This window comes from Serinicoccus sediminis (genome assembly GCF_004153545.1).
In the GTDB taxonomy this organism is placed as follows: Bacteria; Actinomycetota; Actinomycetes; order Actinomycetales; family Dermatophilaceae; genus Ornithinicoccus; species Ornithinicoccus sediminis_A.
This window is the reverse complement of record NZ_SDVA01000002.1, coordinates 133,569-159,160: the sequence shown is the minus strand read 5'-3', so window position 1 is coordinate 159,160 and position 25,592 is coordinate 133,569. Positions and strand designations below refer to the sequence as shown.

The 25,592-nt window shown below is 74.6% G+C and carries 27 protein-coding genes; 18 read left to right on the top strand and 9 right to left on the bottom strand.

Features of this window, described 5'->3' with window-relative positions; translation table 11 throughout:
• Positions 1-65: 65 nt before the first annotated feature.
• Positions 66-794 (top strand): class I SAM-dependent DNA methyltransferase, encoded by a 729-nt coding sequence (locus tag EUS26_RS03295; RefSeq protein WP_130011753.1) that lies wholly within the window; start codon positions 66-68, stop codon positions 792-794.
• A 110-nt stretch (positions 795-904) separates the two neighbouring features.
• On the top strand, positions 905-1,561 hold the full coding sequence (locus EUS26_RS03290; RefSeq protein WP_130011752.1) for a nucleoside/nucleotide kinase family protein: 657 nt from the start codon (positions 905-907) through the stop codon (positions 1,559-1,561).
• Between the two features lie 45 nt (positions 1,562-1,606).
• On the opposite strand, the gene EUS26_RS03285 is transcribed toward EUS26_RS03290, so the two are convergent.
• Positions 1,607-2,188, bottom strand: a complete 582-nt coding sequence (locus tag EUS26_RS03285; protein ID WP_130011751.1) for a TetR/AcrR family transcriptional regulator — start codon at positions 2,186-2,188, stop codon at positions 1,607-1,609.
• A 90-nt stretch (positions 2,189-2,278) separates the two neighbouring features.
• On the opposite strand from EUS26_RS03285, the gene EUS26_RS03280 reads away from it, so the two are divergent.
• Positions 2,279-2,755, top strand: coding sequence for a hypothetical protein (locus EUS26_RS03280; RefSeq protein ID WP_130011750.1), 477 nt, complete (start codon positions 2,279-2,281; stop codon positions 2,753-2,755).
• A 77-nt stretch (positions 2,756-2,832) separates the two neighbouring features.
• On the top strand, positions 2,833-3,474 hold the full coding sequence (locus EUS26_RS03275; protein WP_130011749.1) for a pyridoxamine 5'-phosphate oxidase family protein: 642 nt from the start codon (positions 2,833-2,835) through the stop codon (positions 3,472-3,474).
• A 39-nt stretch (positions 3,475-3,513) separates the two neighbouring features.
• On the opposite strand, the gene EUS26_RS03270 is transcribed toward EUS26_RS03275, so the two are convergent.
• Positions 3,514-5,553: an NADPH-dependent 2,4-dienoyl-CoA reductase gene (locus EUS26_RS03270; protein ID WP_130011748.1), complete on the bottom strand. Its 2,040-nt coding sequence runs from the start codon at positions 5,551-5,553 to the stop codon at positions 3,514-3,516.
• A gap of 140 nt (positions 5,554-5,693) precedes the next feature.
• On the opposite strand from EUS26_RS03270, the gene EUS26_RS03265 reads away from it, so the two are divergent.
• The 3 genes from EUS26_RS03265 to EUS26_RS03255 all read left to right on the top strand — a co-directional run bounded on the left by EUS26_RS03265 (position 5,694) and on the right by EUS26_RS03255 (position 8,883).
• Complete coding sequence (locus tag EUS26_RS03265; RefSeq protein ID WP_130011747.1) at positions 5,694-6,287, top strand: AMIN-like domain-containing (lipo)protein; 594 nt, start codon at positions 5,694-5,696, stop codon at positions 6,285-6,287.
• Positions 6,288-6,336: 49 nt separating this feature from the next.
• Positions 6,337-7,584, top strand: a complete 1,248-nt coding sequence (locus EUS26_RS03260; RefSeq protein ID WP_130011746.1) for an alpha-amylase family protein — start codon at positions 6,337-6,339, stop codon at positions 7,582-7,584.
• A gap of 258 nt (positions 7,585-7,842) precedes the next feature.
• Positions 7,843-8,883: a lactonase family protein gene (locus EUS26_RS03255; RefSeq protein ID WP_130011745.1), complete on the top strand. Its 1,041-nt coding sequence runs from the start codon at positions 7,843-7,845 to the stop codon at positions 8,881-8,883.
• A gap of 108 nt (positions 8,884-8,991) precedes the next feature.
• Here the strand turns inward: EUS26_RS03255 and EUS26_RS03250 are convergent, their stop codons facing one another.
• Complete coding sequence (locus tag EUS26_RS03250; protein ID WP_130011744.1) at positions 8,992-9,996, bottom strand: NAD-dependent epimerase/dehydratase family protein; 1,005 nt, start codon at positions 9,994-9,996, stop codon at positions 8,992-8,994.
• A gap of 144 nt (positions 9,997-10,140) precedes the next feature.
• Positions 10,141-10,566 carry a VOC family protein gene (locus EUS26_RS03245; RefSeq protein WP_130011743.1) on the bottom strand — a complete coding sequence of 142 codons (426 nt, stop codon included), beginning with the start codon at positions 10,564-10,566 and terminating at the stop codon, positions 10,141-10,143.
• A gap of 87 nt (positions 10,567-10,653) precedes the next feature.
• Between EUS26_RS03245 and EUS26_RS03240 the strand changes: the two genes are divergently transcribed.
• Positions 10,654-11,142, top strand: coding sequence for a MarR family transcriptional regulator (locus tag EUS26_RS03240; RefSeq protein ID WP_130011742.1), 489 nt, complete (start codon positions 10,654-10,656; stop codon positions 11,140-11,142).
• A complete protein-coding gene (locus EUS26_RS03235) occupies positions 11,139-12,464 on the top strand; it encodes an MFS transporter (RefSeq protein ID WP_130011741.1) in 1,326 nt (441 codons plus the stop codon). Before EUS26_RS03240 ends, EUS26_RS03235 begins: the two co-directional genes overlap by 4 nt.
• Positions 12,465-12,530: 66 nt before the next feature.
• Here EUS26_RS03235 and EUS26_RS03230 read toward each other — a convergent pair whose 3' ends face one another.
• Both EUS26_RS03230 and EUS26_RS03225 read right to left on the bottom strand, forming a co-directional pair.
• Positions 12,531-13,547 carry an LLM class flavin-dependent oxidoreductase gene (locus EUS26_RS03230; protein WP_130011740.1) on the bottom strand — a complete coding sequence of 339 codons (1,017 nt, stop codon included), beginning with the start codon at positions 13,545-13,547 and terminating at the stop codon, positions 12,531-12,533.
• A 92-nt stretch (positions 13,548-13,639) separates the two neighbouring features.
• Positions 13,640-14,236 carry a rhomboid family intramembrane serine protease gene (locus EUS26_RS03225; protein WP_130011739.1) on the bottom strand — a complete coding sequence of 199 codons (597 nt, stop codon included), beginning with the start codon at positions 14,234-14,236 and terminating at the stop codon, positions 13,640-13,642.
• 78 nt (positions 14,237-14,314) lie between these two features.
• Between EUS26_RS03225 and EUS26_RS17085 the strand changes: the two genes are divergently transcribed.
• The 3 genes from EUS26_RS17085 to EUS26_RS03210 are packed head-to-tail and all read left to right on the top strand — an operon-like array spanning position 14,315 to position 17,492.
• The gene (locus tag EUS26_RS17085) at positions 14,315-14,959 is read left to right on the top strand and encodes a TetR/AcrR family transcriptional regulator (protein WP_238148790.1); all 645 of its coding nucleotides are present in this window, start codon (positions 14,315-14,317) and stop codon (positions 14,957-14,959) included.
• A complete protein-coding gene (locus EUS26_RS03215; protein WP_130011738.1) occupies positions 14,956-15,885 on the top strand; it encodes an ABC transporter ATP-binding protein in 930 nt (309 codons plus the stop codon). The genes EUS26_RS17085 and EUS26_RS03215 overlap by 4 nt, the downstream gene beginning before the upstream one ends.
• Positions 15,882-17,492, top strand: a complete 1,611-nt coding sequence (locus tag EUS26_RS03210) for an ABC transporter permease (protein WP_165368488.1) — start codon at positions 15,882-15,884, stop codon at positions 17,490-17,492. Before EUS26_RS03215 ends, EUS26_RS03210 begins: the two co-directional genes overlap by 4 nt.
• 49 nt (positions 17,493-17,541) lie before the next feature.
• Here the strand turns inward: EUS26_RS03210 and EUS26_RS03205 are convergent, their stop codons facing one another.
• Together EUS26_RS03205 and EUS26_RS03200 are read right to left on the bottom strand one after the other, a co-directional pair.
• Positions 17,542-18,540: an aldose epimerase family protein gene (locus EUS26_RS03205; RefSeq protein ID WP_130011736.1), complete on the bottom strand. Its 999-nt coding sequence runs from the start codon at positions 18,538-18,540 to the stop codon at positions 17,542-17,544.
• Positions 18,541-18,628: 88 nt separating this feature from the next.
• Entirely contained in the window at positions 18,629-19,765 is a 1,137-nt protein-coding gene (locus EUS26_RS03200) for a citrate/2-methylcitrate synthase (RefSeq protein ID WP_130011735.1), read from the bottom strand.
• 52 nt (positions 19,766-19,817) lie between these two features.
• Here EUS26_RS03200 and EUS26_RS03195 point away from each other — a divergent pair, with 52 nt between their 5' ends.
• The 5 genes from EUS26_RS03195 to EUS26_RS03175 all read left to right on the top strand — a co-directional run bounded on the left by EUS26_RS03195 (position 19,818) and on the right by EUS26_RS03175 (position 23,453).
• The gene (locus tag EUS26_RS03195) at positions 19,818-20,975 is read left to right on the top strand and encodes a citrate synthase (protein ID WP_130011734.1); all 1,158 of its coding nucleotides are present in this window, start codon (positions 19,818-19,820) and stop codon (positions 20,973-20,975) included.
• Positions 20,976-21,080: 105 nt separating this feature from the next.
• On the top strand, positions 21,081-21,725 hold the full coding sequence (locus EUS26_RS03190) for a hypothetical protein (protein ID WP_130011733.1): 645 nt from the start codon (positions 21,081-21,083) through the stop codon (positions 21,723-21,725).
• Positions 21,726-21,908: 183 nt separating this feature from the next.
• Positions 21,909-22,439: a DUF2087 domain-containing protein gene (locus EUS26_RS03185; RefSeq protein ID WP_238148789.1), complete on the top strand. Its 531-nt coding sequence runs from the start codon at positions 21,909-21,911 to the stop codon at positions 22,437-22,439.
• A 128-nt stretch (positions 22,440-22,567) separates the two neighbouring features.
• Complete coding sequence (locus EUS26_RS03180) at positions 22,568-22,753, top strand: PspC domain-containing protein (RefSeq protein WP_130011732.1); 186 nt, start codon at positions 22,568-22,570, stop codon at positions 22,751-22,753.
• A 67-nt stretch (positions 22,754-22,820) separates the two neighbouring features.
• A complete protein-coding gene (locus EUS26_RS03175) occupies positions 22,821-23,453 on the top strand; it encodes a sulfotransferase family 2 domain-containing protein (protein WP_130011731.1) in 633 nt (210 codons plus the stop codon).
• Here EUS26_RS03175 and EUS26_RS03170 read toward each other — a convergent pair.
• Positions 23,438-24,145 (bottom strand): M50 family metallopeptidase, encoded by a 708-nt coding sequence (locus EUS26_RS03170; protein ID WP_130011730.1) that lies wholly within the window; start codon positions 24,143-24,145, stop codon positions 23,438-23,440. The two genes, EUS26_RS03175 and EUS26_RS03170, sit on opposite strands and share 16 nt — an antisense overlap.
• 177 nt (positions 24,146-24,322) lie before the next feature.
• On the opposite strand from EUS26_RS03170, the gene fdhA reads away from it, so the two are divergent.
• Positions 24,323-25,537, top strand: coding sequence for a formaldehyde dehydrogenase, glutathione-independent (gene fdhA, locus EUS26_RS03165; RefSeq protein WP_130011729.1), 1,215 nt, complete (start codon positions 24,323-24,325; stop codon positions 25,535-25,537).
• Positions 25,538-25,592 lie beyond the last annotated feature (55 nt).

The window sequence follows — 25,592 nt, the reverse complement described above, 5'->3', positions numbered from 1 at the left end:
TGGCCGAGCTCGCCCCTCGCCGAAATCCGGTTGCTCGGGCGGCGAGGGAGGGCGAGGTTGGGGGCATGACCTCCAGCGACCGGTGGGACGCCGAGACGGCCGCCCGGTACGACGAGGCGAGCGCCGCGATGTTCGCCCCCGATGTCCTCGACCCCACGGTCGACCTCCTGACCCACCTGGCCGGTGGGGGCCGCGCGCTGGAGCTCGCGATCGGGACGGGCCGGGTCGGCATACCGCTCGCGGATCGGGGCGTGGACGTCACCGGCATCGAGCTGTCCGCGCCGATGGTCGAGCAGCTGCACCGCAAGCGCCCCGCCCTGCCGGTGGTCGTCGGCGACATGGCGACCGCCCGGGTCGAGGGCGCCTTCGCGCTCGTCTACCTCGTCTTCAACACCGTCGGCAACCTCTGCACGCAGGACGAGCAGGTCGCCTGCTTCGCCAACGCCGCACGGCACCTGGGTCCCGGCGGCCGGTTCGTCGTCGAGGTGGGCGTCCCGGCACTGCGGCGGCTGCCCCCGGGGCAGACGACCGTGCCCTTCGACGTGAGCGAAGGGCACGTCGGCCTCGACACCTACGACCCGGTGACCCAGCGGGCCACCTCGCACCACTACGAGCGACAGCCGGACGGAACCTACCGCTACCACCCGCACCGCTTCCGCTACGTGTGGCCGAGCGAGCTCGACCTCATGGCCCGGATGGCCGGGATGTCGTTGGAGTCGCGGTCGTCGGACTGGTCCGGGGCGCCGTTCACCGCGGAGTCGGAGAGCCACGTCTCGGTCTGGCGCCGCGACTGAGCCCCACCCGGTGCGGACCGGCGGGCACCACGGCCAGAGCCAGGCGCGTCCTGCCGGGAGCAGGGTCGTGGTGCCCGTCCGGCGGCGCAGCATCTGCCAGAGTGAGGGGTATGCCGCTCGCGCCCGACCTCCTCGACCTCGCCGACGCGCTCGTCCCCGGGGAGGGTCGGGGGCTGCTCGGGATCGTGGGGCTGCCCGGCTCGGGCAAGTCGACCTTCGCCGACGAGCTCATCGCCGCCCTCGCGCAGCGGCACGGGGAGGAGCACGTCGGGCACGTGCCGATGGACGGCTTCCACCTCGCCGACGCCCAGCTGGAGCGGCTGGGCCTCATCGACCGCAAGGGCGCCCCGGAGACCTTCGACGCCGAGGGGTATGCCGCTCTGCTCGCCCGGTTGCGCGAGGACACCACCGACACCGTCTACGCCCCCGGCTTCGAGCGCACCCTGGAGCAGCCGCTCGCCGCCGCGCTGGCCGTGCTGCCCTCGGTGCGCCTCGTCGTCACCGAGGGCAACTACCTGCTCGACCCGGACGAGCGGTGGCGGGCGGCGCGGGCCCGGCTGGACGCGGTGTGGAGCGTCGAGGTCGACGAGGAGCAGCGGCACACCCAGCTGGTGGCGCGGCACGTCGAGTTCGGCAAGACGCAGGCGCAGGCGGAGGCCTGGGTCGAGCGGGTGGACGAGGCCAACGCGCGCCGGATCCGCGAGCGCTCGGACGCGCCCGACCGGGTGGTCCGCTGTGCCCCGGACGGCACCTGGCAGCTCGCCTGAGGCCCGGCCCGCAGAAGGGGGCGCATCCGGTCGGGCCTGCGCGCCTCACCCCGGGACGAGCAGGGACACGACGTCCGCGACCGTCGGCTCGACGTGCTCGGGCAGGAAGACCGTCCCGGGCGTCAGGAGCTGGAGGCAGATGCCGTCCAGCGTGGACAGGAGGAGGCGCAGCGCGCGCTCCCGCCCCAGCAGCAGGGCGCCCTCCTCCTCCAGGACCCCCAGCCACGTGTCGATCCGCTCGCGGCCCAGGGCGGCCAGCGACTCGAGGGTCCTGCTCTCGGGCTCGCTGGCGTTCGGCCCCACCGCGGCGGCGTAGGACGCCAGCCACAGCGACAACGTGTCGGCCTGCCGGAAACCCGGCGGGACGAACTGCACGAGGCACTCGGCGAGGCGGGTGCGCGGGGGCAGCTGGCGGTCCTCGATGCGCAGGTCGGACACGACGTGGTCGAGGGCCGGGCGCAGGACCTCCTCGTAGAGGTCCTTCTGGGTGGGAAAGTAGTGCCGCAGCGTGCTCGGGCCGATCCCGGCACGACGGGCGACGTTGCGCACGCTCATCGCCTCGAGACCCTCCTCGGCGACGATCTCCCGCGCTGCGGACACGATCTGCTCGCGACGGTCCTGGCTCATGGTGCTCCCTCATTGGTACGCCGTACTGGCACAGCGTGCTAGCGTGGGTGTTAGCAGAGCGTACTAGCCCACCGCCATCCCAGGGACACCATGATCGAGAACCTGCAGGACTTCACCTCCGGGCTGCCCGCCCTCCTCCGGTGGCTGGGGGTGATGCTCGCCGCCGCCATCCCGTTCGTCGAGAGCTACGTCGGGTCGGTCATCGGCATCGTGGCCGGGATGAACCCCGTCGTGGCCGTGCTGGCCGCGGTGGTCGGCAACGTCCTGTCGATGGTGCTGGTGGTGCTGTCGGCCGACCGGCTGCGCGCGCGCCGCGGGGTGCAGCCCCTCGAGGAGATGTCCCCCCGCAAGCAGCGTCTGCGCCGGATGCTCGACCGGTTCGGGGTGCCGGGGGTGAGCCTGCTGGGGCAGACCGTGCTGCCGAGCCAGATCACCTCGGGCGCGCTGGTGGCCTTCGGCGCGAGCACCCGGGGGGTCATCGGGTGGCAGGTCCTTTCCATCGTCATCTGGGGCGTCGCCTTCGGGGCCCTCGCGGTGCTCGGTGTCGACCTGCTCCAGACCTCCTAGCGAGGGGGCCGGAGCGACTCGCCGTGGCGGGGTGCCGGTGCGTGAACGGCGACCGCCCGGTGCGGCAGGATGACGGTGTGCCGGATCTCTCGACCCCGACCCGCAAGCCGGACCGCTACCTCGCCGACCGCGCCGCGCTCGACGACCTCCTCGACGCGATGCCGGTGGGCGTGCTGTCCACCGTCGTCGACGGGGAGCCGTGGTCGGTGCCGCTGCTGGTCGCCCGGGACGGTGACCGGGTGCTGCTGCACGGTTCGACCGGTGCGGGGGCGCTGCGCCATGTGCTCACCGGTGCCCCGGTGACGCTCACCGTCGTAGCCCTCGACGGGCTGGTGGTGGCGGAGACCGCCTTCGACTCCTCGGCGAACTACCGCAGCGCCGTGCTGCGCGGCACGACCGTCGAGCTCGGCCAGGAGGAGGCGACGGGGGCGCTGGAGCGGTTGACCGACCGGTTGCTGCCCGGGAGGACGGCGGAGGTCCGGTCCAGCACCGGCAAGGAGCTGCGGGCGACCAGCTGCCTGGCGCTCCCGATCGTCGACGGCTCCTGGCTGCTCAAGGCCCGTACCGGCGGCACCGACCCCGCCGAGGACCCCACCGTGTGGACCGGGGTCGTCCCGCTGGCGCTGACCGCCGGCACCCCGCAGCCGACCCCCGGCACGACCGCCTCGGAGCCGGCCTCCGTGACCGCGACCCGGGCGGCATACCCGAGCCCGGTGTGACGGCGGCCTGGGCTCGCCGCCCCTGACCCCCACCCGCCGTCAGAGGCGGGCGGCCAGCTCGGTCGCCTGCCGGATCGCCCGCTCGGCGTCCAGCTCGGCGGCGACGTCGGCCCCGCCGATGACGTGCACCGGCATCCCCAGCGCGCGCACCGGCTCGACGAGGTCGGTCACCGACTCCTGCCCGGCGCAGAGGACCACGCTGTCGACCGGTATGACGTGCGCCACCCGCTCCTCCTTCTCCCCGTCGCCCGCGGGCAGGGTGAGGTGCAGCCCGTCGTCGTCGATCCGGACGTACTCCGCGCCGCCCACCAGCCGCACCCCGGCGTCGGCGAGCTCGGCCCGGTGGACCCACCCCGTCGTCTTCCCCAGCCCGGCGCCGTGCCGGGAGGTCTTGCGCTGCACGAGGTGGACCTCCCGAGGGGCCGGTGGCTGCTGCTTCTCGCCCACCCCGCCGCGGACCACCCAGGGGTCGGCGACCCCCCAGCGCTCGCGCCACTGCTGCACCGTCTCGTCGTGCTCGTGCAGCAGCGCGCTGCTGACGTCGAAGCCGATGCCGCCCGCCCCGATGACCGCCACCCGCTTCCCGACCCGGCCGGGGTCGCGGATGGCCTCGGGGTAGCTCAGGACACTGGGGTGGTCCACCCCCGGGATGTCGGGCACCCGCGGGACGACGCCGGTGGCGACGACGACCTCGTCGAAGCCGGCGAGCCGCTCCGGCGTGACCGGCGCACCCAGGTGGGTGGTGACGCCGCGGACCCCGAGCAGGTGCTCGTAGTAGGCGAGCGCCTCGCAGAACTCCTCCTTGCCCGGGATCTGCGCGGCCAGCCGGAACTGCCCACCGACCTGCTCCTGGGCCTCGAAGAGCTCGACGGCGTGCCCGCGCCCGGCCAGCTCCACCGCAGCGGCCAGCCCGGCCGGTCCGGCACCCACGACGGCGACCGTCCTGGCCCGGCGCGTCGGCTCCAGCACGAGCTCTGTCTCGTGCGCCGAGCGCGGGTTGAGGATGCAGGTCGCGCGGCGGTTGGCAAAGGTGTGGTCCAGGCAGGCCTGGTTGCAGGCGATGCACGGGACGATCTCGGCGCTGCGCCCCTCCTGCGCCTTGCGCACCCAGTCGGCGTCGGCCAGCAGGGGCCGGGCCATCGACACCAGGTCGGCCTCGCCGGTGGCGACGATGCGCTCGGCCACCTCGGGCCGGTTGATCCGGTTGGAGGCGATGACGGGGATCCCGATCTCCGCCCGTAGCCGCGCGGTCACCCAGGTGAAGGCCGCCCTCGGCACGGAGGTGACGATGGTGGGGATCCGCGACTCGTGCCAGCCGATGCCGGTGTTGATGCAGGTCACGCCGGCCTCCACCAGCTGGTGCGCCAGGTCGACCGTCTCGGCCCAGTCCTGCCCGTCGGGGACGAGGTCGAGCAGGCTCATGCGGTACTGCACGACGAAGTCGTCCCCCACCAGCTCGCGGGTGCGCCGCACGATCTCGACCGGGAAGCGCATCCGGGCCCTCGCCGAGCCGCCCCAGGCGTCGGTCCGGTCGTTGGTCCGCGCCGTGAGCATCTGGTTGACGAGGTAGCCCTCGGAGCCCATGATCTCGACGCCGTCGTAGCCCGCCTGCTGGGCGAGCCGGGCCGAGCGCGCGAAGTCGTCGACCGTGCGCTCCACCTGGCGGGTGGTCAGGGCCGAGGGTCGGAACGGTGTGATGGGGGACTTCGCGGCGGAGGCCCCCTGGGCGAACGGGTGGTACGCGTAGCGGCCGGCGTGCAGGAGCTGCAGCAGGATGCGGCCGTCGTGCCCGTGCACGGCGTCGGTGACCGTGCGGTGCCGCCGGGCCTGCGCCGACCTGACCATGCTCGAGCCGAACGGCAGCAGCCACCCGCGCCAGCCCGGGGCATACCCGCCAGTGACCATGAGCCCCACCCCGCCCCGGGCGCGCTCGGCGAAGAAGGCGGCCAGCTTGTCGATGTCGCGCGCGCGGTCCTCGAGCTTGGTGTGCATCGACCCCATGACGACCCGGTTGGGCAGCGTGAGGTGGCCGAGGCGGACGGGGCTCAGCAGGTGCGGGTAGGCGCTCGGGCCGGGCATGTCGACAGGGTAGCCACGGCGGCGGCGCGTCGATCCCGACCGGTCGTGCGTCCAGCCGGGCGGACGGAGGTATCTGGCGGCGTCCCGCGTGCTCTGGGCCAGGGACGTGCACACCCACGTCACCCGACAAGGAGGTCGTCATGAGCACCACCCGCCCCACCCCCCGCCGCGCGCTGTGCGCGACACCCCGCACCCTGCTGGCCGGCGCGCTGCTGGCCGTCGGCGCGCTGGCTCCGCTGGCGGTCGCCGCCCCGGCCGCGCAGGCCGCGCCCTACTGCGGCATCACCTGGGGCTCGCTGCCCAAGGTCACCGGCTACGACACCGCGCAGTCGCCGATCACGAATGTCCGGTCCGGCCGGCACACCTGCTTCGACCGGGTCGTCGTCGACATCTCCGGCGACGCCGGGGAGTATGCCGTGCGCTACGTCAGCACCTACCGCGCCCCGGGCAGCGGGCAGGCGCTGTCGCTGCGCGGCGGCGCGAAGATCGAGGTCCTGGTCGGCAACCCGGCCTACGACGCCGACGGCGACGCCACCTACGACCCGGCCAATCCCGCCGAGCTCGTCGGCACCGCCGGCTACAGCACGCTGCGCCAGGTGCGCCTGGGCGGGAGCTTCGAGGGGCAGACGTCCATCGGCCTCGGGGTGCGGGCCCGGCTGCCGATGCGGGTCTTCGTCCTCGACGGTCCCGGGTCCGGTCAGCGGCTGGTGGTCGACGTCGCCCACCGGTGGTGAGATAAGGCTGACCGACGGCTGACCCGCCGGTGCTGGGAGACTGGGTGCCATGCCTCGTCCTCCCGCCCCCGGCGCCGACCGACTGCTGGACCACGCCATCTGGTGGCACGTCTACCCGCTCGGCGCCGTGGGGGCGCCCGCCGTCCTGGAGGGCGACCCCGCGGACGCGACGGTCGAGCACCGGCTGCCCAGGCTCGAGGCGTGGCTCGACGAGGCGGTCGAGCTGGGCTGCTCGGGTCTGCTCCTCGGTCCGGTCTTCGCCTCCCGCAGCCACGGCTACGACACCCTCGACCACAGCCGCGTCGACCCGCGGCTGGGGGACGAGTCCGACCTGGACCACCTGCTCGAGCAGTGCCGCGAGCGGGGCCTGTCGGTGCTGCTCGACGGTGTGTTCAACCACGTCGGCGCGGACCACCCGATGGTGAGCGACCCGCATACCTCCTCGATGCTCAAGCAGGGGGAGGACGGCCGCCCGGCGTCCTGGGAGGGGCACGAAGGCCTCGTCGAGCTGGACCACGGGCATCCTGGCGTCGAGGACCTCGTCGTCGACGTCATGCTGCGCTGGCTGCGGCGCGGGATCGCCGGGTGGCGGCTCGACGTGGCGTACGCCGTCCCCACCGACTTCTGGGCACGTGTCACCGCGCGGGTGCGCGAGGAGTTCCCGGACGCGCTCTTCGTCGGTGAGGTCATCCACGGCGACTACGCCGGGTTCGTCGAGGCCAGCGGCGTGGACACCGTCACGCAGTACATGCTCTGGAAGGCCATCTGGAGCTCGGTCGCCGACACCAACTGCTGGGAGCTGGCGCACGCGCTGGGCGAGCACGACACCCTGCTGGGCTCGTTCGTGCCGCAGACCTTCGTCGGCAACCACGACGTCACCCGGATCGCGAGCAAGGTGGGGGACGACGGGGCGGTGATCGGGCTGGCCGTGCTCATGACGGTCGGCGGTATGCCGTCGGTCTACTACGGCGACGAGCACGCCTTCCAGGGGGTCAAGGAGGAGCGGCTCGGCGGGGACGACGCGATCCGCCCGGCGCTGCCGGACAGCCCTGCCGACCTCGGCCAGGACGGGGCGTGGATGCTCGCGCTGCACCGCGAGCTCATCGGGCTGCGCCGCCGGCACCCGTGGCTCGCCCGCGCCCGCACCCAGGTGGAGGACCGCACCAACGAGCAGCTCACCTACGTCTCCTCGGGGCAGGACCAGTGGCTCCGGGTGCAGGTCACGCTCGCGCCGACGGCGTCGGTGACCGTCACGGGCCCGGACGGCGAGGTCTTCCGCTGGGCCTCCGGGGGCTGAGCCTGGGCGCGGGCTCGCGCCGAGCCTGAGCAGAGAAAGGCCGTCGAGGCAGGGGCTGCAACCCCTGCGTGGGCCACCGTTCTTTGCTCAGGTTTCGAGGGGGCCGGGTCGTCTGGCCGGAGCCGCACCTGAGCAGAGAAAGGCCGTCGAGGCAGGGGCTGCAACCCCTGCGTGAGGCACCGTTCTCTGCTCAGGTTTCGAGGGGGGCTGCGCCGCCCGCGCCTGCCGGGTGGGGGTGGCACGGCATACCGTGGGGGCATGACCGAACTCGTCCTCGTGGCCAACGCCGCCGACAGCACGATCAGCACCTTCCGCGTCGACACCCGCGCGCAGCCGCCGACCCTCGAGCGGGTCGCGGTGAGCGAGGTCGGGCAGGGGTGCGGCACCTTCGCCGTCGACGCCGAGCGTGACCTGGTGTATGCCGCGGCCAAGGGCGACCCGCCCGGCATCGACGTCTTCGCGCTCGACCGCGAGTCGGGGCGCCTGGAGCACCTCGACCGCACCGACGTCGCGAGCTCGATGAGCTACCTCGCGCTCGCGCACGGCGGGACGCTGCTGGTGGGCGCGTCCTACGGCGGCGGCAGCGCACAGGTCTTCCCCGTCGGCGATGAGGGGCACGTCGAGGAGCCGACGGCCGAGGTGTCCTGGCCCAACGCGCACTGCGCCGCGCTCGCCGGGGACGGGCGGCACCTCTACGTCGTCTCGCTCGGGGCCGACGTCGTCGCGCAGTACTCCCTGTCGCCCGGGGGCGGCCTCACCCCGCTCGCCCCGCCCACCGCCGCGGCGCCGGACGGGTCCGGCCCGCGCCACCTCGTGCTCGACGACACGCAGGAGCGGGCCTACGTGATGACCGAGTTCTCCGGCGAGGTCCTGACCTACGACCGGGACGGGAGCGGCGACCTCACGATGCGCGAGGCCACGCCCGCCTACGCCCAGGACCGCGGTCTGCAGCACAGCGAGCTCGGGGCGGACCCCGTCGAGGGGCACCTCGTCTGGGGAGCCGACCTGCACCTGGCGCGGCAGGGGACCTTCCTGCTGGCCAGCGAGCGCACCGAGTCGACCCTCGCGTGCCTGCCGGTGGCGCCGGACGGCTCGCTCGGCGAGGCGGCGTCGATCGTCGGGACGGTCGCGCAGCCCCGGGGGTTCGTCGTGCTCCACGACGACCGGTATGCCCTCGTCACGGGCGAGCGGGACACGGCGGTCGCGCTGGTCGCCGTCGACGAGGGGGGTCTGCTCCAGGAGGTCGCCCGGGCCGAGACCGGCAACGGCGCCAACTGGGCGCGCTCCGTGCAGCTCTGACCGGGCGCCGCGTGTGGTTGCCTACGGGCCGTCCGGGCGCCGCGTGTGGTTGCCTACGGGCCGTCCGGGCGCCGCAGATGGTTGCCCCCTCCACCGGGCTGACCCGGCTCAGGCCCGAGCGTCCAGCACCTCGCGGATCTCCCGCTCCTCGTCGTCGGTGAGCCCGGCGGCCCGGGGCGTCTGGCGCGTCTCCTCCCAGGCGAGGGTGTCGCGCAGCGTCTCGACAACCGGTCGGGTGCGCAGCCCGGCAGCTCGCGCGCGGGTGGTGTCGAGCGCGGCGAACGACCGCAGCGCGGGGTCGTCGATCCACAGCGGCATCGACCGCGGGCCCATCCAGGGGTTCACGCCGAGCTCGGCGAGCCGGGCAGGCGCCACCGGCCGCACACCGACCTGAGCCCCGGCTGCCTCGCGGGCCGCATCGAGCACGTCGGTTAGCGGCGCCACCGGCCCGGTGGCGTTGAAGGCGCCGTCCACCCGCTGCTCCGCGGCGTCCACCAGCCAGGCGGCCAGGTCGCGGACGTCGACGAAGGCGACGGGGAAGTCGGGGTCGTCCGGGGCCAGCACGTCCGGACCGCTCGGGTGGGCGAAGCGCCAGGGCCAGTAGCCCACGCGTCCGGACGTGTCCCCCGGCCCACCGATGAGCCCGGCCCGCACGAGGGTGGCGGTGCCTCGGTGTCGCCGCGCCCCCGAGGTCACCGCCTGCTCGCAGGCCACCTTGGCGGGGCCGTACTCCTCCATCGTGGACATGACGTCCGCCTCGAGCGGGTCGAGCAGGGGGTCCGTCTCGGTCGGGGCCCGGCCCGCCGTCCCCTCGGCGGGCGGGGCGTAGACGTTGGCTGTCGACACGAAGACCCAGTGCGGCGTGTCGAGCTCGGCGACCGCCCGCCGCACCTGCCCCGGCTGGCGCGACACGTCGACGACCGCGTCCCACCGCTCGTCCCGGACCGGGGCGAGCCCGTCCGCCTCGTCACGGTCGCCCCGCTCGAAGCGGACGCCCCCCGGCGCCGGGGCGGAGCCCCGCGCGAGACAGGTGACGTCGTGCCCGCGGCGCACCGCCTCGGTCGCGGTCGCACGGGAGAGGAAGGCGGTGCCGCCCAGCAGCAGGATGCGCATACCGCAGGTCTACCACCCGGCCCGGCAGCGCGCGGCCGGTGGCGCCGCACCGCCCGACGGACGACGCCGCGACGAGACCCACCGGTCGATGGACGACGCCGCCCGCGGGGCGACGCCGCCCGCGGGGCGACGCGGCCGGTCGAGCTACTCCTGGCTCGGCTCCGGGCCGAGCTCGATGACGGAGTGCACGTTGCCCGCGGGGTCGGCGAACCAGGCGATGGGCGGACCCTCACCGGAGGTCACCACGCCCAGGTCGTCCTGCGGCATGCCGTCGTAGCGCAGGAACTCCACCCCGCGGTCGGTGAGCGCCCGCACGGCTGCCTGGATGTCGTCGGTGGGGAAGTTCAGGACGGTGTAGGTCGCCGGCTGGTGGGCCTCACCCTTGGGGTAGACGAGCACCCGACGCTGCCCGAGCTGCAGCTCCAGCATGCCCATGGGCTCGTCCTCCCGCCCGACGGGCACCCCGAGCACGTCGCGGTAGAACGCCTCGGCGGCGTCGAGGTCGTCGACCGAGAAGCCGTTGAAGACCCCGTCGAGGTCGGTCAGGGGAGAGCTGGTGTCTGGATCCATGCCGGTATGACCTCCCGGGCCGCCCGCACTCATCGGTCGACGTCCGGCGCGACACGGCATACCTGACAGCGCTGTTATATTAGCGCTGTGACATCGACCGACGACCCGACCCGCAGCAGTCGGCTGCGGCAGCTCTTCGAGGTGCTCGCGGGCATGGACGCGGCCATCAACGAGGCCTACCGCGAGCGGGGTCAGGGGCAGGTGCGCAGCCGCTTCGTGCTGCCGCTGGTGCGGCTCGCGCACCTCGGACCGATGACCATCACCCAGCTCGCGAGCGAGCTCGACCGGACCCACTCCGCGCTCTCGCAGACGATCACGCAGATGCGTCAGGCCGAGCTGGTGACCAGCGAGGCGGGCGATGACGGCCGCACCCGCGTGGTCACGCTCACCGGGCGTGGCCGGGCCCTCGTCCCCCTCGCGGAGGCGGAGTGGCGCGCGACCGAGGCCGCGATCGCCGAGCTCGAGGAGGAGCTGCCGTATGCCCTGAGCCGGGTCGCCGCGGACGTCGCCGAGGCGCTGGGCCGGCGCTCGTTCGCCGAGCGGCTGGAGGACCACCTCGGGGACGACGGGGCGTGAGGGCGTCCGCCACCCGGCGGGCACGGGGCGCGTTCCTGGACCTGACACCCCTGCGGATCAGCCCCGCCTACCGCCGCCTGTGGGTCGGCGGGGCGCTGTCCGGGCTGGGGCACCAGGTGGCGGTGGTGGCCGTGCTCTTCCAGGTGTGGGAGATGACCCGCAGCCCGTTCTGGGTGGCCGCCATCGGCATCGCCCAGGCCGTGCCGATGATCCTGCTCGGCCTGGTCGGCGGCCCCGTGGCCGACGTGCTCGACCGCCGGCGCGTCGCCCTGGCCGCCACCGCAGGGCAGGCGCTGGCGGCGCTCGCGCTCGGTGCGCAGCTGGTGACCGGGCTCTACCCGCTCCCCCTGCTGCTCGGCCTGCTCAGCGTGCAGACGGCCTGCAACGCCCTCGGCGCGCCCGCGCGACGGACCTTCATCACCCGCCTCATGCCGCGCGAGCAGGTGCCGGCCGGCATCGCCCTGCACATGATCAGCTTCCAGGCGGCGATGATGGTCGGCCCGGCGGTCGGCGGGCTGCTGCTCGGCGTCGCCTCCCCGGCGGTCTGCTACCTGGTCAACGCCCTCGCGCTCACCGTGAGCTGGTGGACCGTCCGGGCGCTGCCGGCGATGCCGCCGGAGCGCCGGGCGCCGACCGGGGCACGCGCGAAAGCAGACCCGCCCACGCGGACCAGCCCGACCACCCGGCTGCGCCGCCGCACCCGCACCGCGCTCGTCATGCTCGGCGAGGGGGTCGACGCGGTGCGCCACAACCCGGTGCTGCGCGGGTCGTTCCTGCTCGACCTCGCCGCGACGCTGCTGGCCTTCCCGGTCGCCCTCTTCCCCATGGTCAACCAGGAGCTCTTCGGGGGCGACCCGCGCACCCTCGGGCTCTTCCTCACCTGCGTCGCCGTCGGGGGCGTCAGCGCCGGCCTGGGGTCCGGGCTGGTCACCCGGCGGTCCCGGCTGGGCGTGGTGCAGCTGGGCGCGGTCGCGGTCTGGGGCGTGGCGCTGCTCGGCTTCGGCCTCGCCGCGCTGGCCGGGTGGGCCTGGGCGGCGCTGGCCACGCTCGTCGTGGCGGGTGCGGCCGACACGGTCTCGGTGACGAGCCGGGCCGCGATGGTGCAGCTCGCCACACCGGACAGCCACCTGGGGCGGGTGTCGTCGGTCGAGCACGTCATCGGGGTCTCGGGCCCGGACATCGGCAACGCCCGCGCAGGACTCGTCGCCGGACTCACGACCCCGGCCTGGTCGGCGCTGCTCGGGGCGGTCGGCTGCCTCGCGGTCGGTGCCTGGGTCGCCCTCACGCACCGCGAGGTCGCGGCCTTCCGGGTCGGCGACTGACCCCGTCACCCGCGCGGTGACGGCCCAGCAGCGGCCACGGCGAGACCCCGCCTCACAGCGAGACGGTCAGCGCCAGCCCAGCTCCTTCGCGACGTCGAGCACGCCCTCGATGACGTGGGCGCAGTAGTCGACGCCGAGCTGGTTGGGCACGGTCAGCAGCAGCGTGTCCGCGGCCGCGATCGCCTCGTCGGCGGCCAGCTGGCGGGCCAGCTCGTCCGGCTCGGCGGCATACGTCTTGCCGAAGGTCGAGCGTGACCCGTCGATGACGCCGACCTGGTCGGTGCTGCGCCGCTCCAGCCCGAAGTAGGCGTGGTCGCGCTCGTCGACCAGCGGGAAGATGCTGCGCGACACCGAGGTCCGCGGGGTGCCCGCGTGGCCGGCGGTCTTCCACGCCTCGTGGAAGAGATGGATCTGCTCGGCCTGCAGCTGGTGGAAGGGCACGCCGGCGTCCTCGGTGAGCAGGGTCGAGCTCATGAGGTTCATGCCCTGGGTGCCCGCCCACTCGGCGGTGGCGCGGGTCCCGGCGCCCCACCAGATGCGCTCGCGCAGGCCTTCGCTGTGCGGCTCGAGGCGCAGCAGGCCCGGTGGGTTGGGGAACATCGGGCGCGGGCTCGGCTGGGCGAAGCCCTCGCCGGAGAGCGCCTCGAGGAAGCGCGCGGTATGCCGCCGCGCCATGTCGGCGTCGGTCTCGCCCTCCGCGGGGTCGTGGCCGAAGTAGCGGTAGCCCTCGACGACCTGCTCGGGGCTCCCCCGGGAGATGCCGAGCTGCAGCCGGCCGCCGGAGATGAGGTCGGCCGCGCCGGCGTCCTCGGCCATGTAGAGCGGGTTCTCGTAGCGCATGTCGATGACGCCGGTGCCGATCTCGACCCGCTTCGTGCGGGCGCCCACCGCCGCGAGGAGCGGGAACGGCGAGGCCAGCTGCCGGGCGAAGTGGTGCACGCGGTAGTAGGCACCGTCTGCGCCGAGCTCCTCCGCCGCGACCGCGAGGTCGATCGACTGCAGCAGCACGTCGGACGCCGACTGCGTCGCCGACTGGGGGTGCGGGGTCCAGTGCCCGAAGGAGAGGAAGCCGATGCGTTTCATGGACACGTCAACGACTTCGCCCGCGCGGGGATTCCGCGACGTCGACGTGCCGGGGTGGGCGTGGTCCTGCTGCCGGGGCGGGGCGTCGCCGGTCAGCGCCGGCCGACCCGGTCGCGGCGGCCGAGCCAGAGCGCCAGCCCGACCCCGGCGGCGGCGCCGAAGAGGTGCGAGAGCCACGAGACCCCCTCGCGGAGGGGCAGCACCCCCCAGATCATCGAGCCGTAGACCAGGATGACCAGCACCCCGAGCAGCGCCCGCCACAGGTGGTGGGAGACGAAGCCGTAGACGGCGAGGAACGCGGCATACCCGTAGACGACGCCGCTCGCGCCGATGTGCACCGTGCCGGGCGCCCCCAGCAGCCACACGCCCAGGCCGCTGACCAGCACCACCCCGCCGGTGACCACCCACAGGTGCCGGGTGGTCAGTGCGAGCAGCGAGCCGAGCACGAGCAGGGCGACGGTGTTGGCCATGAGGTGGCCGAAGCCGAGGTGCAGGAACGGGCTCAGCACGATGCCGGTCAGCGAGCCGAGGTCCCGCGGCCGGATGCCGAACTGGTCCAGGCTCAGCGGCAGCACGAGGTCGACGATCTCGGTGACCCACATCAGCGCGACCAGCAGCAGCACGGGTATGACGCGTCGCACCCACGCGGGGGCGTCGCGGCGCCAGGTGGCCGGGCTCGAGCTGCTCACCTCGCCAGTATCCCCCAGGACGCGGGGCGGCGTCAGGATGCTGGACAGCGCACTGAACAGTCGTTTAGGATGCTGAACATGCGTTCAGACCTCACGCCGAAGGCGCGGATCAGGGACGCGGCGCTGCGCCTCTTCGCGGACGACGGCTTCGACGCCGTGACCGTGCGCCGGATCGCCGCCGCCGCAGGGGTCTCCCCGGCCCTCGTGCTGCACCACTACGGCTCCAAGGACGCGCTGCGCGCGGCCTGCGACGACCACATCCTCGGGCTCACCGAGGCGCTCATGCCCACCCCCGAGGACTCCGCGTCCGCCACCAGCAGCCCGGCTCCCGGGGCCTTCGATGCGGCCGTCGACGCCAAGCTCGGATCCTTCGCCGACCTCTTCCCGGACGACTCGCCGGTCCTGCCCTACCTGCGCCGGATGCTGCTGGCCGACGACGAGCGGGCCCGCGAGGTGCTGCGCGGGTGGCACCGGATGACCGTGGACCTGCTGACCCGGTGGCGCGAGGCGGGGGTGCTCGACCCGGGCCCGGACCCCGAGGTCCGGGCGGCGCTGCTGCTGGCGATGGACCTCGGAGCGGTCCTGCTGCGCGACCCGCTCACCGAGCTGCTCGGGTTCGACCCCCTGGGCTCCGGCGGCATCGACCGGTGGGGACGCGACGCCTACTCCTTCTTCACGCTCATGCTGACCGACCCACCCGCACCGGAAGGACGCACGCCATGACCGCCCCGTCGGACCACCTCATCGAGATCTCCGGGCTGCGCAAGTCCTTCGGCGCGGCGACGGCCCTGGACGGCCTCGACCTCGTCGTCGACCGCGGCGAGGTGCACGGCTTCCTCGGCCCCAACGGCGCCGGCAAGTCCACCACCATCCGCATCCTGCTGGGCCTGATGCGGGCCGACGGCGGCACGGTGCGGCTCTTCGGCGGCGACCCGTGGGCCGAGGCCGTGGAGCTGCACTCGCGGCTCGCCTACGTGCCGGGTGACGTCACGCTCTGGCCCGGCCTGAGCGGTGGTCAGTGCATCGACATCCTCGCCCGGGCCCACGGCCGCGTCGACGAGGGCCGCCGTGCCGAGCTCGTGGAACGCTTCGACCTGGACCCGACCAAGCGCTCACGCGACTACTCCAAGGGCAACCGGCAGAAGGTCTCGCTGGTCGCGGCCCTCGCCACCGACGCCGAGCTGCTCGTCCTCGACGAGCCGACCTCGGGGCTGGACCCGCTCATGGAGGAGGTCTTCCAGCAGGTGGTGCGGGAGCGGCGGGAGCAGGGCACCACGGTGCTGCTCTCCAGCCACATCCTGGGGGAGGTCGAGGCGCTGGCCGACCGGGTCTCGATCATCCGGGCGGGCCGGACGGTGACGACCGGCACCCTGACCGACCTGCGGCGGCACACCCACTCGGCGGTGCGCGCCGTGACCGAGCGGACGCCGGCGCTCGCGGGGATGCCCGGGCTCGGCGACGTCGAGACGGGCACCGACGAGCAGGGGCGGACCGACGTGACCGCCGCGGTCGAGCCGGACGCGGTCGCCGACCTCGTCGGTGCGCTGCACGAGGCCGGCATCCATACGCTCACGGTGACCCCGCCCAGCCTGGACGACCTCTTCCTCCGGGCCTACGCGGGCGACGGCGGGACGGCGGCCGCGCGATGAGCGCCATGGTGGGCGTGGGCCCGATGGCCGGTATCGCGCTGCGCACCGGGTGGCGGTCGCTGCTCGCGTGGGCCCTCGGGCTCGTCGCGGTCATGGTGCTCACCGGTTCGTCGATCAGCGCCCTCTACGACACCCCGGAGAAGATCGCGGGGTATGCCGAGACCCTCGGCGGCGACGCCCTCACCGCCGTCAACGGGAGGGTGGCGGGGCTGGACACCCTGGGCGGTGTGCTCGCGAACGAGTTCGGTTTCGTGCTGTCCTTCGGCGTCCCGGTCATGGCCATCGCCCTCACCACACGGCACACCCGCCGTGAGGAGGAGGCGGGCCGGCTCGAGCTGCTGCTGGCGGCCCGGGTGGGCCGCCGCGCGCCGCTCGGCGCCGCGGTGCTCGTCGCCAGTGCCGCCATGGTCGTCACCGGGGTGGGCATCGGGGCGGCCATGCTGCCCTTCGGTGCCGATCCCGCCGGGTCGCTGCGCTACGGCCTGGCCGTCGCCGGCCTCGGGCTGGTCTTCCTGGGCGTCACCGCCGTGGCCGCCCAGGTGGTGGAGCACACCCGCGCCGTGTGGGGGGTGGGCCTGGCCCTGACGCTCGTGTCCTACCTGGTCAGGGGAGTGGGGGCGCTGCGGGACACCGCGCTGGTCTGGGCCAGCCCGCACGGCTGGGTGGACGAGGTGCAGGCCTTCGGCGTGGACGCCCGGTGGTGGCCGCTGGCCGTGCCGGTGGCGCTCTGGGCCGGGCTGCTCGCCCTGGCGTCGGTGCTGCGGGACCGCCGTGACGTGGGGGCGGGTCTGCTCCGTCCGCGCCGGGCCCGACCGCGTGCCTCGGCCGCGCTGCGGACCCCTCTCGGGCTCGCGTGGCACCAGCAGCGGACGGCGGTCGCGGGGTGGGCTCTCGGTGCCGCCGCGCTCATGGCGGTCTTCGGGTCGCTCGCCCAGGAGATCGTCGACGCCGTGCTCGACAACCCCGCGCTCGGCGGGTTCCTCGGGGCCGGCCCGGAGGCGGAGGGCCGGGCCGCCGACCTCGTCCTGGCGCCGATGATGTCGACGTTCCTCGTCATGCTGGCCCTGCTGAGCACCGCCTACGTCCTGCTGGGCGTCGGTGCGCTGCGCCGCGAGGAGGAGAGCTCCCGGCTCGAGGTCGAGCTGTCGGCGAGCCGCTCCCGGGCGGGATGGCTGGGTCCGCGCCTGCTGGTGCTGGTGCTCGGCGCGGTCGTCGTCGGCGCGGTCGGTGCCCTCGCCCTCGGGGCCAGTGCCGCCGCCGCGCTCGAGGACGGCAGCTGGCTCGGCGACGTGGTCGGCGCAGGGACCGCGCAGCTCCCGGCCGTGCTGGTCTTCCTCGGCCTCGGCGTCGCGCTCTTCGGCTGGCTCCCCCGGGCCCAGGCCCTCGGCTGGGCCGCCTTCGCCGTCGCCGCCGTCCTGGCCTACCTCGGCCCCGGCCTCGACCTGCCGTCCTGGCTGCTCGACCTCACGCCCTTCCTGACCGTCGGCCGGGACGTGGTGGGGGAGGGTCCGCAGCCCGCGGGCCTGGTGGTCCTCACGGTGCTGGGCCTCGGCCTGCTGGTGGCCGGGTTCGCCGGCCTGCGGCGTCGCGACGTGCCGGTGAGCTGACGGGCGCCGTCGCCCGCACCACCCGGGGGTGGAGGACGCCGGGTCCGCGTCAGCTGAATCGCCACTGCGTGGTGGAGGTGTAGGTCTGTCCCGGCAGCAGGACGACCGACGGGAAGCGTGGGTGGTTCACCGCGTCCGGGTGGGCCTGCGTCTCCAGCGCGACCCCGGCGCGCGGACGGTAGGCGACCCCCCGCGGCCCGGTGACCGTGCCGTCGAAGTGGGCACCGGCATACACCTGCACCCCGGGCCGGTCGCTCCACACCTCCAGACGGCGGCCCGAACGTCCGACGAGCACCGCGTGCCGGCGCAGGCCGTCGCCGGAGACGACGAGGTGGTGGTCGAAGCCCTGGCCGATCGTGAGCTGCTCGTCGTCCTCGGCCATCGCGTCGCCGAGGGCGACGGGGCGACGCAGGTCGAAGGGCGTCCCGGTGACGTCGCGCAGCTCGCCGGTCGGGATCTGGTCGGCCCGCAGCGGCAGGTAGGTGTCGGCGTCGACCTGCAGGGTGTGGCCCAGCACGTCCCCCGAGCCCTCGCCGTCGAGGTTCCAGTAGCTGTGGTTCGTCAGGCTCACCACCGTCGGCGCCGAGGTGGTGGCGCGGTGCTCGACGGTGAGGAGGCCGGGCGCGACGGCATACCGCACCTCGACCTCGACCTCGCCGGGGAAGCCCTGGTCGCCGTCCGGGGAGGTGAGCGACCAGGCGGCACGGTCCTCGGTGGCCTCGACGAGGGTCCACTCGCGCTGGTCGAAGCCGTCCGGTCCACCGTGCAGCGCGTGCGGCTCGTCCGGGTCCAGCGGCACCTCGACCTGCTCGTCGCCGAGCTGGAACCGGCCGCCGTCGATGCGGTTGGCGACCCGCCCGATGGTGGCGCCGTGGAAGTCCCTGACCTCCTGGTATGCCGCGAGGTCGCGGTGGCCGAGGACGACGTCGACCGGGCCCTCGCCGTGCGCGTCGGTCAGCTCGACGCGGGTGACGGCGGCGCCGGTGCTGAGCAGGCCGACCTGGATGCCGGGGGCGGTGAGCGTGAGGCTCGTGGGCTGCTCGGGCATGGGCGTCCTCGGGGTCGGGTCGACGGGGCCGGTGCGGACCCTGGGCCGGAGCCTAGCCGCGCGGGGGAGCGGGCGGGCGGCCGCCGGCTCAGGGCAGCGGCGCGGGGGCCTGAGGCCCGACGTACTCCGCCGCCGGGCGGATGATGCGCGGGTCGCCCGCCTGCTCGAGGACGTGGGCGCCCCACCCGACGATCCGCGCGGTCGCGAAGGTCGGGGTGAACATCTCCCGGGGGATCCCGCACTGCTCCATGACGACGCCGGCGTAGTACTCCACGTTGGTGTGCAGCTCGCGCCCGGGCTTGAGCTCGGCGAGGGCGTCCACCACCTCGCGTTCGACCTGCACCGCCAGCTCGGCCAGCGGGCCGCCGAGCACCTGCGCGTGCTCGCGCAGCAGGACCGCCCTGGGGTCGACGGTGCGGTAGACCGCGTGGCCGAAGCCCATGATGCGCTCGCCGGCGGCGACCCGCTCGCGCACCCACTCCCGCGCCCGGTCCGGCGTGCCGATCTCGTCGAGGGAGTCCAGCGCGCGGTCCGGCGCCCCTCCGTGCAGCGGCCCGGAGAACGTCCCGATCGCGCCGCAGACCGCGGACACGACGTCGGCGCCGGCCGAGGTGACGACGCGGGCGGTGAAGGTCGACGCGCTGAAGCCGTGGTCGACGGTGCTGGTGAGGTATGCCGTCACTGCCGCCGCGTGCTCCGGCTCGGGCTCCTGACCGGTCAGCATCCACAGCCAGCTGCCGCCGGCGCCGAGCTCCGGGCGCGGCTCGAGCGGCGGCCTACCCGAGCGCAGACGGAAGAGCGCGGCCTGCAGCACCGGCACGACCCCGATGAGCCGGAGGACGCCCGCGCGCACCTGCGCGGGGCTGGCGCCGTAGGTCGCCGGGAACTCCTCGACCGACCCCAGCAGGGAGAGGGCCGTGCGCAGCCGGGCCAGGGCGCCGCGGTCCGGGCCGGACCGGGCGATGGCGAGCAGCTGCTCCAGCAGCGCGTGCGGCAGGGTGGAGGCGGCCGCGAGCTCGGTGGCGAAGGCGGCGGACTCCTGCTCGTCCGGCAGGTGACCCTCGACCATGAGGTGCGCGACGTCCTCGAAGCTGCGGTGCCGCGCCAGGTCGACGGCGGAGTACTGCCGGAAGTGGTAGAAACCCTCCTCCCCGCGGACGTCGCCGGTCGCGGTGCGGGCGACGACGAGGCCCTTGAGGCCGGGCGGGGCGATCTGCGTGCTCATGGGGCGAGCGTGCCGCTAGGGTTGATCTCGTGTCAACGTTGATCACGTCAACATGAGCGGCGAGCTGAGCACCGCCCAGGTGGCCGACTACCTCGGGGTCAAGACGCAGACGGTGTATGCCTACGTCAGCCGCGGGGTGCTCGCGCCGCTGCGGCGCGACCCGGGGGTGGGCAGCGTCTTCGCGCTCGCCGACGTGCAGGCCCTCGGGAGGGGCCGGTCGGGGCGACGGGGAGCGCGGGCCACCAGCGACGACGTGCGGACCGCCATCACGCAGGTCGGACCGGGCGGCCTGGCCTACCGCGGCCACGACGTCCGGGGCCTCGCCGGCGCCTCGACCTTCGAGGAGGTGCGCGACCTGCTCACCGGCGTGCCCGCGGCAGCCGGCCCGCCGGACGCGGTCCTCGACGCGGTCATGGCCGCACTGCCGCCAGGGGCCCGGCTCCTCGACCGCCTCAAGCACGCCGTCCTGGTCGCCGGGGCGGAGGACCTCGGGAGGCACGACCGCAGCCCCGAGGCGTTCGCGACGGCCGGGGCGCGCTCGCTGTCGGCGATGGTGGCGGCCGTCGGGGCCGGGACACCGGCCGGCGCGGGGGGTGACCGTGAGAGGACCGCGGTGGCGCTCGCGGCATACCTCGGACTCCCGGCCGACCTCGTCGACCTGGCCCTGGTCCTGCTGGCCGACCACGACCTCGCGGTGTCGACGACGGCGGTGCGGGTGGCGGTGTCGGCGGGCGCGGACGGGTACTCCGCCCTGCTGGCGGGGCTCGCCGCCGCGGACAGCCCGCAGCACGTCGGGGCCTCGGTGCAGGCGCTGGACTGGCTGCGCGGAGCGGTCGAGGACCCGCGCGGCGCGCTGGCCGCGGCCCTGGCCGACGGGCCGCCGCCGGGGTTCGGGCACGTCGTCTACACCGAGGTCGACCCCCGGGCCCAGCTGCTGCTCGACCGCGTGCTGCCCGAGGCCGGTGACGACCTGCGGGAGGCCGTGTCGCTGCTCGAGAGCGAGCTCGCCGAGCGGCGCGGCTGGGTGCTCAGCGTCGACCTCGCGCTCGCCGCGCTGATGCTCGCCCACGACCTGCCGCGGGACGCCGGGTCGGCGATCTTCGCCTGCGCCCGCACCGCCGGGTGGACGGCGCACGCCATCGAGGAGCTCGCCGAGCCGGGGATGCGCTTCCGCCTGCGCGGGGTCTACACCGGTCCCCGGGCCGGATGAGGGTCACCGGACCCGGGTGGCGGTGGATGTCCGGGGCGCACCCCAGCTCCTGCGGGAGCCGGCGGCTCGGGTCCGGCGGCCGGGCCGTTCGTCTAGGCTCGGCCCATGGTGGAGCTGCTGCGCACGGTCCTCCCCCTGGCGCTGCTCGGGGCGGTCTCACCGCTGATCTTCGCCACCTCGAGCGCGCTGCTGACGGGTCAGGGACGGGCCGCGTCCGCGCGGTACGGGCTGGGTGGCGCGCTCGTCCTCAGCCTCGTGGTCGCGCTCGGGGCGGGTCTGCTGGGAGCGGGTCTGACGACGGTCGTCGAGCGTGACCTGGCCTCGCGGGTCGTGGACGGCACGCTGGGGGCGCTGCTCCTGCTCTACGCCGGCTACCTGGTGGTGAAGGTCCGCCGTGCGGAGCGCCCGACGCAGTCCTCCGGGTCCGCTCGGGCGCAGAACCCGCTGGTGCTGGGGGTCACCGCGATGGCCACCAACCTCACGACGCTGCCGCTCATGCTCTCCGCCGGACAGCACGTGGGAGCCGCCCGGCTGCCGCTCCCGGAGACCGTCCCGCTCCTGGTCGTCCTGGTCCTCCTGGCGCTCGCTCCCGCCTGGCTGCCCCTCGTCCTCGTGCGGGTCGCGCCGCGCCTGCTCGAGCACCGTCGGCACGGCGGCGAGCAGAGCACCCTCAGCCGGCTCCTGCCCGTGCTGGCCTGCGCCGCGGGGGCGGTGCTGCTGCTGGGGCGCGCTCTGCACCTCTTCTCCTGAGGTCGGCACCCGACAGGTCGGTATGCTGGGGCCGGCGTCACCGCAGCGCCCAGCCCGACCCGCCCCCAGCCGGCCGGTCACCCGGGCGAAGGGGAGCAGATCCTCGCGGCGAGCACACGGCATACCTGTCGAGCACCGCACCAGGACCTGCCGCGGCTGGGGCGAGCGGTCCGCGAAGGATGCGTGAGCACGACCATGACCACCGATGCCGACCTCAAGGCCCGGGTGCGCGAGCGGATGACCCGCACCGGGGAGACCTACACCGCCGCCCGCGAGGCGCTGCTCGCCGCGCCGCCACCGGCGCGCCCGCCCCGCGCCGAGGCCCGGCCCGAGGCCGAGGACCCGCCGCCGCGCGCCCTGGTGGTCGAGACCGACCTGGCTGCGGACCGCGCGGTCTCCTCGTTCTTCGACGGCGAGCGGCTGCGGTCGATCCCCACCCGGCGCCGTCCGCGGGCAGCGGTGCTCATGCACCTGCTGCTGCGCTTCGAGCGTGGACGGGAGTATGCCGAGCCAGAGGTCAACGCCCTGCTCGCCACCGCGCACGAGGACGTCGCCTCGCTGCGGCGCGAGCTCGTGGACTACCGCTGGCTGGTCCGCGCGGACGGCGTCTACCGGGTCGCCGACGCGGTGCCGCAGCGCTACCCCAACGAGGCCCAGGAGGTGCCGACCGACGAGGTGGCCCGGCTGGCCCGGGTGCCGCGGCACCAGCCCTGAGGCCCCCGCGGCGGGCTCGGCACCTCCGCGGGGTCGGCCCCCTGCACCGCGGGCACGGGGGTCAGGCCCCACCGTCCCGGGAGGCCGCCCCCCTGGTCCCCGGGAGCGGGCCGCCCTACCGTGGGGCCATGGCACGCTCACCCGCCCTCGTCCGCCCCCGCAGCCGCGTCCTCGCCGGTGTCTGCGCCGGTCTCGCCCGGCGCTTCGGCATGAGCCCCTGGCTCGTCCGGGTGCTCTTCCTGCTCTCGATGCTGCTGCCGGGTCCGCAGATCCTCGCCTACCTCGTGCTGTGGGTCATCATGCCGTCCGAGTGAGCCGCCTCCCGCCGGGACCGGGATCGTCGTAGCCTGACCCTCGACCCCGACCCGTGAGGAGCCCCTCGTGCCCGTCTACCGCAAGGACGGCCGGTCCGTGCTGTTCATCCACGTGCCCAAGACCGGCGGCACCTCGGTCGAGCACCTCTTCCGGGCCAACGGCTGGGAGCAGGGCTTCTTCAGCGCGAAGTACGGCCAGGGCACCCTCAACCACCTCATGGTCTGCGGGCCGCAGCACCTGCACGGCGAGCCGCTGCGGCAGCTCTTCCGGCTCGAGCGCTTCGACCTGGTCTTCACCGTCGTCCGCGAGCCGATGGCGCGGCTGCGCTCGGAGTACGTCTGGCGGCACCGCAAGAAGGACGAGGTCGACCTGCGCGGCTCGGCGGTCGCGTCGTGGTTCCGCCGGTCGGTGAAGCGCTCGCGGGAGAACCCCTATCTCTTCGACAACCACCTGCGCCCGCAGCACGAGTTCCTCGTCCCGGGCGCCGAGGTGCTGCGGCTGGAGGACGGGCTCGCCGAGGGGCTGCGCCGGTTGAGCGACGTCCACCGGCTGGGCCTCGAGGGCGGCCCGGAGCAGTTCAAGGACAGCGGCTCGGGCCCCCGCCGTTCCGCCGACGTCGAGATCTCGGCCGCCACCCGTCGCCTGGCCCGCCGGTTCTACCAGCGTGACTTCCGCACGTTCGACTACCCCAGGCCCTGAGTCAGCTCGCGCGCACCCAGGACCAGGCAGACCGCGCAGACCAGCCAGAAGAGCACGATCCACACCAGCGCCGGCAGCCCCGTGAGCGCCGCGAGCTGGTCGGCGTCGCTGCCCTGCCCGCCCCGCCGGCGCCGCTGCCGCTGCAGCTCCACCACCGAGCGTGGCGCGGCGAGCAGCAGCGACCACACGACGAGGTAGGCCGCCGCCGACAGCATCCGCCCGGTCACCGACCACGACAGCAGCGCGACGCTGGCGCCGGTCGCGAGCACGACCCACAGCCCGTAGAGGTTGCGGATGAGCACCAGCATGAGCGCGCAGGTGAGGACGAGCGCCCAGAGCAGGCCCGCGGCATACCCGGCCCCCAGCAGGTAGGCCCCGGCCAGCCCCACCAGGGCCGGCGCCGGGTAGCCGGCGAGGACCGTCGCCACCATGCCCGGCCCGCGCGGGCGGCCGCGGGACACCGTGACGCCGGAGGTGTCGGAGTGCAGCCGGATCCCGGTCAGCCGCCGGCCGACGAGCGCGGCCACCAGCGCGTGCCCGGCCTCGTGCACCAGGGTGACGAGGTGGCGGACCAGGCGGTAGCCCGCCGGGCTCCAGGTCAGCGCCAGCGCGGCCACGCCCACGAGCAGGCTGACCGGCCAGGTCAGCGGCGGCTGGGTCGTGGTGGCACGGTCCCACAGGTCGAGGAGCACGGCACGAGGGTGCCAGGTGCGGCTGGGCGCTTGCGGGGAGCGCCGGGCGGGGGCCAGCATGGGTGGGGTGCGGACGGTATGCCGCACGAGGGGAGACGACTCCCGCCCGTGGACACGCCGTAGCCGCACCGTGCGCGCCGGCCGGCGCGCCGCCAGCGGACAAAGGAGTCGAGCGTCATGGCACAAGGCAACCGCGTCGTCGTCTACAAGGGGCCGGGGGAGGTGGCCGTCGAGGGCGTGGACTACCCGAAGCTGGAGATCCCCGGCGAGGTGGCCGACCACTTCGGCATCGCGAAGGCGGCGCCGCACGCGGTGATCCTCAAGCTGGTCACCACCAACATCTGCGGCTCCGACCAGCACATGGTCCGCGGCCGCACCACCGCCCCGGTGGGGCAGAGCCTCGGTCACGAGATCACCGGTGAGGTGGTCGAGAAGGGCGAGGACGTGCTCTTCGTCGAGGAGGGCGACATCTGCTCGGTGCCCTTCAACATCGCCTGCGGCCGCTGCCGGATGTGCAACGAGGGGCACACCGGCGTGTGCCTCAACGTCAACCCGGCCCGGGCCGGTGCCGCCTACGGCTACGTCGACATGGGCGGCTGGCTCGGCGGGCAGGCGGAGTACGTCATGATCCCCTACGCCGACTTCAACCTGCTGAAGTTCCCCGACCGCGACCAGGCGCTGGAGAAGATCCTCGACCTGACGATGCTCTCCGACATCTTCCCCACCGGCTACCACGGCGCCTACACGGCCGGGGTGACGACCGGGTCGACGGTGTACGTCGCGGGCGCCGGGCCGGTGGGCCTGGCGGCCGCGCACTCCGCGCAGCTCCTGGGCGCCGCGGTCGTCATGGTCGGCGACATGAACGCCGACCGGCTGCGGCAGGCGGAGAGCTTCGGGTGCGTCGGGATCGACCTCAGCACCGGGAACGCCCTGGTGGACATGATCGAGGAGGTCGTCGGGGAGCCCGAGGTCGACGCGGCCGTCGACGCCGTCGGCTTCGAGGCGCGCGGCCACGGCCAGGACGCGCAGGAGGCGCCCGCCACCGTGCTCAACGACGCCATGGCGGTCACCCGCGCGGCGGGCGGGATCGGCATACCGGGGCTCTACGTCACCGGCGACCCCGGTGCCGTGGACGACAACGCCAAGCAGGGCACCCTCGGGGTGCGCCTCGGCCTGGGCTGGGCGAAGTCGCAGCACTTCACCACCGGCCAGTGCCCGGTCAAGCGCTACAACCGGCAGCTGATGAACATGATCCTGCACGACCGGGCGCAGATCGCGAAGGCCGTCAACGCGCAGACGATCAGCCTGGACGACGCTCCGCGCGGCTACGCGGAGTTCGACCAGGGGGCGGCGACGAAGTTCGTCATCGACCCGCACGGCATGGTCGCCTGAGCACGACGTGACCGGCCCTGGTGGCGGACGCCGACTGTCCGCCACCAGGGCTAGC

What these genes read in the sequence shown, in the direction of transcription:
- EUS26_RS03295 (WP_130011753.1), top strand. Translation starts at nt 66, where the DNA reads ATGACCTCCAGCGACCGGTGGGACGCCGAGACGGCCGCCCGGTACGAC.
- EUS26_RS03290 (WP_130011752.1), top strand. Translation starts at nt 905, where the DNA reads ATGCCGCTCGCGCCCGACCTCCTCGACCTCGCCGACGCGCTCGTCCCC.
- EUS26_RS03285 (WP_130011751.1), bottom strand. Translation starts at nt 2,188, where the DNA reads ATGAGCCAGGACCGTCGCGAGCAGATCGTGTCCGCAGCGCGGGAGATC.
- EUS26_RS03280 (WP_130011750.1), top strand. Translation starts at nt 2,279, where the DNA reads ATGATCGAGAACCTGCAGGACTTCACCTCCGGGCTGCCCGCCCTCCTC.
- EUS26_RS03270 (WP_130011748.1), bottom strand. Translation starts at nt 5,553, where the DNA reads ATGCCCGGCCCGAGCGCCTACCCGCACCTGCTGAGCCCCGTCCGCCTC.
- EUS26_RS03265 (WP_130011747.1), top strand. Translation starts at nt 5,694, where the DNA reads ATGAGCACCACCCGCCCCACCCCCCGCCGCGCGCTGTGCGCGACACCC.
- EUS26_RS03260 (WP_130011746.1), top strand. Translation starts at nt 6,337, where the DNA reads ATGCCTCGTCCTCCCGCCCCCGGCGCCGACCGACTGCTGGACCACGCC.
- EUS26_RS03255 (WP_130011745.1), top strand. Translation starts at nt 7,843, where the DNA reads ATGACCGAACTCGTCCTCGTGGCCAACGCCGCCGACAGCACGATCAGC.
- EUS26_RS03250 (WP_130011744.1), bottom strand. Translation starts at nt 9,996, where the DNA reads ATGCGCATCCTGCTGCTGGGCGGCACCGCCTTCCTCTCCCGTGCGACC.
- EUS26_RS03245 (WP_130011743.1), bottom strand. Translation starts at nt 10,566, where the DNA reads ATGGATCCAGACACCAGCTCTCCCCTGACCGACCTCGACGGGGTCTTC.
- EUS26_RS03230 (WP_130011740.1), bottom strand. Translation starts at nt 13,547, where the DNA reads ATGAAACGCATCGGCTTCCTCTCCTTCGGGCACTGGACCCCGCACCCC.
- EUS26_RS17085 (WP_238148790.1), top strand. Translation starts at nt 14,315, where the DNA reads ATGCGTTCAGACCTCACGCCGAAGGCGCGGATCAGGGACGCGGCGCTG.
- EUS26_RS03215 (WP_130011738.1), top strand. Translation starts at nt 14,956, where the DNA reads ATGACCGCCCCGTCGGACCACCTCATCGAGATCTCCGGGCTGCGCAAG.
- EUS26_RS03210 (WP_165368488.1), top strand. Translation starts at nt 15,882, where the DNA reads ATGAGCGCCATGGTGGGCGTGGGCCCGATGGCCGGTATCGCGCTGCGC.
- EUS26_RS03205 (WP_130011736.1), bottom strand. Translation starts at nt 18,540, where the DNA reads ATGCCCGAGCAGCCCACGAGCCTCACGCTCACCGCCCCCGGCATCCAG.
- EUS26_RS03200 (WP_130011735.1), bottom strand. Translation starts at nt 19,765, where the DNA reads ATGAGCACGCAGATCGCCCCGCCCGGCCTCAAGGGCCTCGTCGTCGCC.
- EUS26_RS03195 (WP_130011734.1), top strand. Translation starts at nt 19,818, where the DNA reads ATGAGCGGCGAGCTGAGCACCGCCCAGGTGGCCGACTACCTCGGGGTC.
- EUS26_RS03190 (WP_130011733.1), top strand. Translation starts at nt 21,081, where the DNA reads ATGGTGGAGCTGCTGCGCACGGTCCTCCCCCTGGCGCTGCTCGGGGCG.
- EUS26_RS03180 (WP_130011732.1), top strand. Translation starts at nt 22,568, where the DNA reads ATGGCACGCTCACCCGCCCTCGTCCGCCCCCGCAGCCGCGTCCTCGCC.
- fdhA (WP_130011729.1), top strand. Translation starts at nt 24,323, where the DNA reads ATGGCACAAGGCAACCGCGTCGTCGTCTACAAGGGGCCGGGGGAGGTG.